The organism is Kitasatospora sp. NPDC057904 (assembly GCF_042887925.1).
Lineage (GTDB): Bacteria > Actinomycetota > Actinomycetes > Streptomycetales > Streptomycetaceae > Kitasatospora.
Genome location: NZ_JBHVOL010000058.1, coordinates 1 through 5,372 on the forward strand (window position 1 = coordinate 1; position 5,372 = coordinate 5,372).

The window sequence follows — 5,372 nt, forward strand, 5'->3', positions numbered from 1 at the left end:
CAATGAAGACCGCCCCTGATCGAGCAGCAGCCCGCTACACTCCACCGCGCAGCCCTCTGAACAGGCAAAACGTCGAAGTCCTGCTGGAGTACTAGGCATCCGACAGGTCCCCACGCCCCACCCAGCGGGCATGGCAGTCGGCGCTCCGCACCCCGACGTCGATCGGCGAGGAAGGGTGCTTGGCGATCGAGAAGTCGGGGCGGCCGACCTTCTGTGCGGGTCAGCGGGTCAGGTGGTGTGGTCGGTGATGGCCGCCCAGCCGGGGGCCAGGGGCAGGTGGCCGGTGCGGTGTGCTTCGCGTTGGTCGGAAACCCATTGCTCCAGCTGGTCGACGGCGTCCGTGACGGGCCGTCCCGTCGTGTCGAGCCGGTGGGTGTGCCACCGGGGGTCTTCGGCGGTCCAGGTCGTCCAGCGGTGCCAGGCCATCTCCGGGCCGCTGCCGCCGGTGATGACGTCCGGCCGGTGGCGGGGATCGCGTGCGTGGCCGCTGTGCCAGGCCGCCCAGCCGAGGAAGGCGTCCACGGCGGAGGAGTCCCACCGGCCTGCGTCCCGTGCGGTGAGCCTCTCCCGGCGGACGTCGTCGGCGACGTCGACCAGGCACACCGCGATCCCGTCCAGCAGCGGGGCCGAGGGCGCCGCCAGGACCTCGCCCAGCGGGGACTGGCCGGTCAACAGGAGGTCGACGCCGCGGTCCTGGTGCTTCAGGGCGCGACGCACCCACAGTTCGGTCATCCGGTGTCGCCACTGGCGGTCGGCGTTCTCCGGCACCCCGACCTCGTCGAAGTCGTGCACGGCGACCTGCCGGAGCCGGCCGGCCACGGCGCGGGCGAGCGTGGACTTCCCGGAACAGCTGGAGCCGGTCAGTTTGAGCAGCATGCAGCGAGGATGACAGTCCGGCGGTGGCTTCCACGACCGGATTTCAACGCTCCCAGTAGTCGATGTCGGGCAGCCGAACCCAGATGTCGGCGGGGCCGGTGACGGCGCGGGCGCTGGTCGGTCGGAGGCCGGCGAAGTCGCAGGCGTAGGCGACCGCGTGGCGGCGGTAGAGGTAGCCGGCCAGGACCTCCTCAGGGGAGTCGCCGGGAACGGGGGCGCCGCCGGGGTGGAGGTCCCACCCCTCCTCGATGCCGTCGCGGACGATGCTGCCCTGGTTGCCGCTCTTCGGGTTGGCGAAGAAGCCGTAGCCGACGGTACCGGTGGTGAGGCGCCTCATCGCGACCGGAGTGGACGGGGTGTACCCCCAGGGCTGGGTGACGATGCAGCCGCCGGGGACCGTTGTGACGCCGACGATGAGCTCGCTTTCGTAGAGGTCGTACGAGCGGGGGTTGTTGAGCCGCTTGGCCGCGTACTTCTTGTCCACCGGTGCAGCGTCGAGCCGCCGGATCGCCTCGGCGGTGTCGATGGCGGCGATGCAGGCGAGTCCGGTGCCGTCGTAGTACAACGTGTCCAGGGCCTGGACGAGTTGCCGCCCTCGCTCGACGGTCGCCTGCTCGGCTGCCGTCAGGCCCGATTCTCCGATGGGGACGGGGAACAGCTCGGCGAGCGGCCCTGCCAGGGCGAGGCGCCCCGCTGACCAGCCGCCGAGCTGGGGCCGCCAGGGATCGGCACCGGCTGCCACGAGGGCGCGGGCGTTGTCCGGCCGGTCACTCATGACGGCTTCCCACAGTGCCGTCGTCCCGTCCTCAAGCGCGTCCACGTCCAAGACACGGCCGGCCAGTTCGGCCACGACCTCGGGAGAGCCCCATCCTGCGGCGTAGTGCAGTGGACGCCGGCCGTTCCAGGCGTTCGGATCGGCGCCTGCGTCGAGTCGTGCGCGGATGTCGCCGTGGTCCTGCCAGGTTTCCCGGGTCACACCGGTCCAGCCCGTCATCGTGTCCCTCCTCCTGCCCGCGATGGCGCGGGCGTCCGTTTCTCCGTGCACGATCGCATGAGGGTCTGACAGGACGGGTGCTGTGCGCACGGGGTGAAATCGAGGTGCGGTGGGAGGCGGCGTTCGTCCACACTGCGCGTCATGGGGGTGGACGATGCAGTGTGGTCGCCGCAGCGGCGGGCGCTGGCGCATGTGGCCGGGCTGGCTCGGGGCGGGCCGCTCGATCCGCGGCTGCGGCTGACCATGAACTTCCATCCGGACCGGATCGCGGGTGGCGAGCCGGTCCTCGTCAGGATGGCGTCGGACGGGCGTTACCACTCGCAGTTCGTGACGGGTACCAGCAACGGCGGCCTGACGGCCCGGCCGGGTGGGGACCGGTGGCACTGGGAGAGCCGGATCTTCGCGGGGGCCTACGACGATGCCCCGGCGCAGGAGCGCCCCGTCTACGGCGCTCTGGACTTCCGGTGCGAACCAGCAGGCGGCGCGCCGCGGTTCGGGTCCTCGTACTTCAGGCTCTCCGCCGCCACCCTCGCCCGCGCCACGTTCTGCTATCCGGACAGCTCCACGGACCCGTCGGCCTTCGGCGTCGCCTCGCGCTGCGCCCTCGTCGAGCTGGCCGAGGCGGACGGTCTCGATGCCGTGGACGGCCACATCGAGGCGCAGATCCACGGGCCGGTCCGGTTCGACCGGGACGTCGAGGCGCTGGTCCTCGATCCCAGTTATCGCGGTACGGCGGTGGAGCGCGCGGCGTGAAGGCTCCCGTGCCGGGTCGAGTGGCACCCCGGATTCCGGCTCTCCGTCGGGGAGTTGCGGCGCCACCCGGGCTACCGCGGGCAGGAGTACGTCGACCTGGGGGCCGAGATCGCGGTCGACGGCCGGCTCGATCCGCGGATCATCGGCGATGCCGTCCGGAGTGGGCGCTATGACCCGCAGGACCTCAAGAAGGTCTGGCACTGCCTTGCCCGTTTCGGCCCGCCGCTCCGCGTCGAGTCGCAGACGGGGAACCGCCGGGCGGACTTTCGCCGTCCGTAGGGGAGACGGGACTGCAGGCGATAGCACATGGTCAGAACCGTTGGCCGCACCCAGGATTGACGGCTTGGGAACGGGGGAAAGATGGCTCGGCGATTCATGCTGATCACGTCACTGCTGCTGTTCGCGATGGGTGTGTGGGCGGTGTTGCACACGCAGTGGACGCCTGCGGCTGCTGCCGCCGATCAGCCCGTCGCGGCGGTCACAACCCCCACGGCCACCGCCTCCGTCGCGGCTCCGGGCTCTCCCCAGCCGAGTGCGGCCTCCGCCACGCCCGCCGTGTGGACCCAGAGCAAGCTGCGCGACCACCTGGTGGCGGAGTTGAACGCCTCCGACCCTGCCCAGGCGCTCGCCGACCTGGCCAGGATCACCGACAGCCAGCCGTACGTCAGCCGGATCTGCCACCCGGTCGCCCACGACCTCGGGCATGCGGCCCTGCAGAAGTACGGCGACGACTTCGCCAAGGCCGCGTCCTTCCGCAACGACGTCTGCGGCTCGGGCTACCTGCACGGCATCGTCGAGGAGAAGCTCTCCCAGAGCCCCGACCCCGCCTCGGCCGTGACGAAGCTCTGCGCGCCCGACGAGTCGGCCTCGTGCATCCACGGCATCGGGCACGGCGCGATGTTCGTGTCGCGGCTGAAGCTGCCCGACGCCGAGCAGCTGTGCCGGAAGTTCTCGCAGACGTACCAGGTCGTGGCCTGCTCGGAGGGCGTGTTCATGCAGCTCTTCGAGCCGGACGAGACGGACCCGGCCGCCACCGCCCAGCTCCCCGCGGACAAGCTGGCCGCCGACCCGCTGTACCCCTGCCCCGAGCAACCGGACGTCTTCCAGGGCGCCTGCTACTTCTACGCGCCGGTCTACTTCCTCCAGAAGCACGACTACGCCGACCACCCCGAGAGCTTCGCCGAGGCCCTGCGCTGGTGCCTAGCCGCACCCACGTCGGACGGCCGGCAGGCCTGCACCCGGGGGACCGGCTCCCGGCTGATGAAGTACAACATCGACCGCCCGGCGTGGGTCGGCGACCAGTGCGAGGCGGCCCTGGAGGCGTGGCAGCGGCCGCTGTGCGTCAGTGGCATGACGAGCTACTGGAACGTCAACTACCACGACAAGTCGGCCAAGGCCCGGTTGTGCCCGCAGCTGTCGCCCGCCGCGCGCAACGACTGCCGCTCCGCGGCGGCCGGCAGCGGCTCGGCGGACTGAGCACCGTAGGTGCTTCACTGACCGGAGGTGTCAGTGGAGCACCCGTAGCCTGCGGCGCATGAGCATGAACATCGTCGAATTCCGCCAGTACACCCTGCACCCCGGCACGCGCGAGACCCTGATCGAGCTGTTCGAGCGCGAGTTCGTGACCGGGCAGGAGGCCGTCGGCATCACCCTCGGCGGCCGGTTCCGCGACCTCGACGACCCGGACCGGTTCGTCTGGGTGCGCGCGTTCCCCGACATGGCGCACCGCCGGCGCGCGCTGGAGGCGTTCTACACCGGCCCGGTCTGGCGGGCGCACCGTGACGCGGCCAACGCCACCATGGTCGACAGCGACGACGTCCTGCTGCTGCGCGGCCCTGGCTTCGCCCCGGAGCGGGGCGCCCGGGAGGTGGCCGCGACGGTCTGCGAGCCGTCGGACGCGGCGACCTTCGACGAATACGCGGCCCGGCACCTGGGCCCGCACCACGCGCTGCACCGCACCGAGCACGCCGAGAACGACTACCCCGCCCTGCCCGTCCGCACCGGGCTCGACGTCCGGCTCTGGTTCGGCCCGGCCGAGCCGGCACCCTGGCCGGTCCGGCGGCTGAGGCTGGAGCCCGTGGGGTGAATTGTCAGTGGGGTGAGGTGTAGTGGTGTCCTGTCCGATCCCTGTTGCGACCCGGAGGTGCCCATGGCTCGCTTGAACGTCCGCTCCGGTCTTGGGCCCGGCGATCCGGAGGTGCCGGTCGCCGTGCTGGTCATCGACTCCGACGGCACGCCCGGCGAGCGCGCGCTGAGCAGCTACAGCGCGTTCGGCCACGAGGGCGACCAGGTGTCCTACCTGCTGCAGACCGACGGCTGGGCCGAGCACTCGTACACGGGGGAGCGGCTGGCGGTCGACATCGCGCTCCACCCGGGCGGCCTGGAGCGGCTGGGAGTCGACCCGGCCGACTTCCCGGTCCGGTCGAGCTTCGACCCGAACTACGTCCTGGTCCTGCACGCCGAGACGACCGTCGATCCGGCGATGGCCGGCCAGGTCTGGGAAGGTACGGCGGTCTTCACCTCATCAGGAGAGGACTGGCCGCTCGTCCTCGCACCGCCGCCCGAGGAGCCCTACGGGGACGAGGAGGAGGACGACGGCCCGGTGAAGGAGTAGGAGGCGCCTTCGAGAGCCGTCGTGCCGATCGCCTCGGGCAGCCGTTACTGAGGTTTTCGCCCTGTTGTCGGTAGTGACGGATAGTGATCCCTGCGGTATGCCGGTGGTATGCGGTATGCGCAGGGTGGGGGCCTG

General features: G+C 71.3%; 5 protein-coding genes and 1 pseudogene. 4 read left to right on the forward strand and 2 right to left on the reverse strand.

Annotated elements, in window-relative coordinates:
* Nucleotides 1-228: 228 nt before the first annotated feature.
* The gene (locus ACFVSN_RS44940; RefSeq protein ID WP_387959287.1) at nucleotides 229-876 is read right to left on the reverse strand and encodes a hypothetical protein; all 648 of its coding nucleotides are present in this window, start codon (nucleotides 874-876) and stop codon (nucleotides 229-231) included.
* Nucleotides 877-919: 43 nt separating this feature from the next.
* Entirely contained in the window at nucleotides 920-1,870 is a 951-nt protein-coding gene (locus ACFVSN_RS44945; protein ID WP_387959289.1) for an ankyrin repeat domain-containing protein, read from the reverse strand.
* A 141-nt stretch (nucleotides 1,871-2,011) separates the two neighbouring features.
* On the opposite strand from ACFVSN_RS44945, the pseudogene ACFVSN_RS44950 reads away from it, so the two are divergent.
* The 4 genes and pseudogenes from ACFVSN_RS44950 (at nucleotide 2,012) to ACFVSN_RS44965 (ending at nucleotide 5,237) form a co-directional block, all read left to right on the forward strand.
* A pseudogene (locus ACFVSN_RS44950) lies at nucleotides 2,012-2,902 on the forward strand (DUF3626 domain-containing protein).
* 96 nt (nucleotides 2,903-2,998) lie between these two features.
* A complete protein-coding gene (locus tag ACFVSN_RS44955; protein ID WP_387959291.1) occupies nucleotides 2,999-4,099 on the forward strand; it encodes a hypothetical protein in 1,101 nt (366 codons plus the stop codon).
* 58 nt (nucleotides 4,100-4,157) lie between these two features.
* Nucleotides 4,158-4,709, forward strand: a complete 552-nt coding sequence (locus tag ACFVSN_RS44960) for an NIPSNAP family protein (protein WP_387959292.1) — start codon at nucleotides 4,158-4,160, stop codon at nucleotides 4,707-4,709.
* Nucleotides 4,710-4,772: 63 nt separating this feature from the next.
* The gene (locus ACFVSN_RS44965; RefSeq protein WP_387959294.1) at nucleotides 4,773-5,237 is read left to right on the forward strand and encodes a hypothetical protein; all 465 of its coding nucleotides are present in this window, start codon (nucleotides 4,773-4,775) and stop codon (nucleotides 5,235-5,237) included.
* Nucleotides 5,238-5,372 lie beyond the last annotated feature (135 nt).

What these genes read in the sequence shown, in the direction of transcription:
- ACFVSN_RS44940 (WP_387959287.1), bottom strand. Translation starts at nt 876, where the DNA reads ATGCTGCTCAAACTGACCGGCTCCAGCTGTTCCGGGAAGTCCACGCTC.
- ACFVSN_RS44945 (WP_387959289.1), bottom strand. Translation starts at nt 1,870, where the DNA reads ATGACGGGCTGGACCGGTGTGACCCGGGAAACCTGGCAGGACCACGGC.
- ACFVSN_RS44955 (WP_387959291.1), top strand. Translation starts at nt 2,999, where the DNA reads ATGCTGATCACGTCACTGCTGCTGTTCGCGATGGGTGTGTGGGCGGTG.
- ACFVSN_RS44960 (WP_387959292.1), top strand. Translation starts at nt 4,158, where the DNA reads ATGAGCATGAACATCGTCGAATTCCGCCAGTACACCCTGCACCCCGGC.
- ACFVSN_RS44965 (WP_387959294.1), top strand. Translation starts at nt 4,773, where the DNA reads ATGGCTCGCTTGAACGTCCGCTCCGGTCTTGGGCCCGGCGATCCGGAG.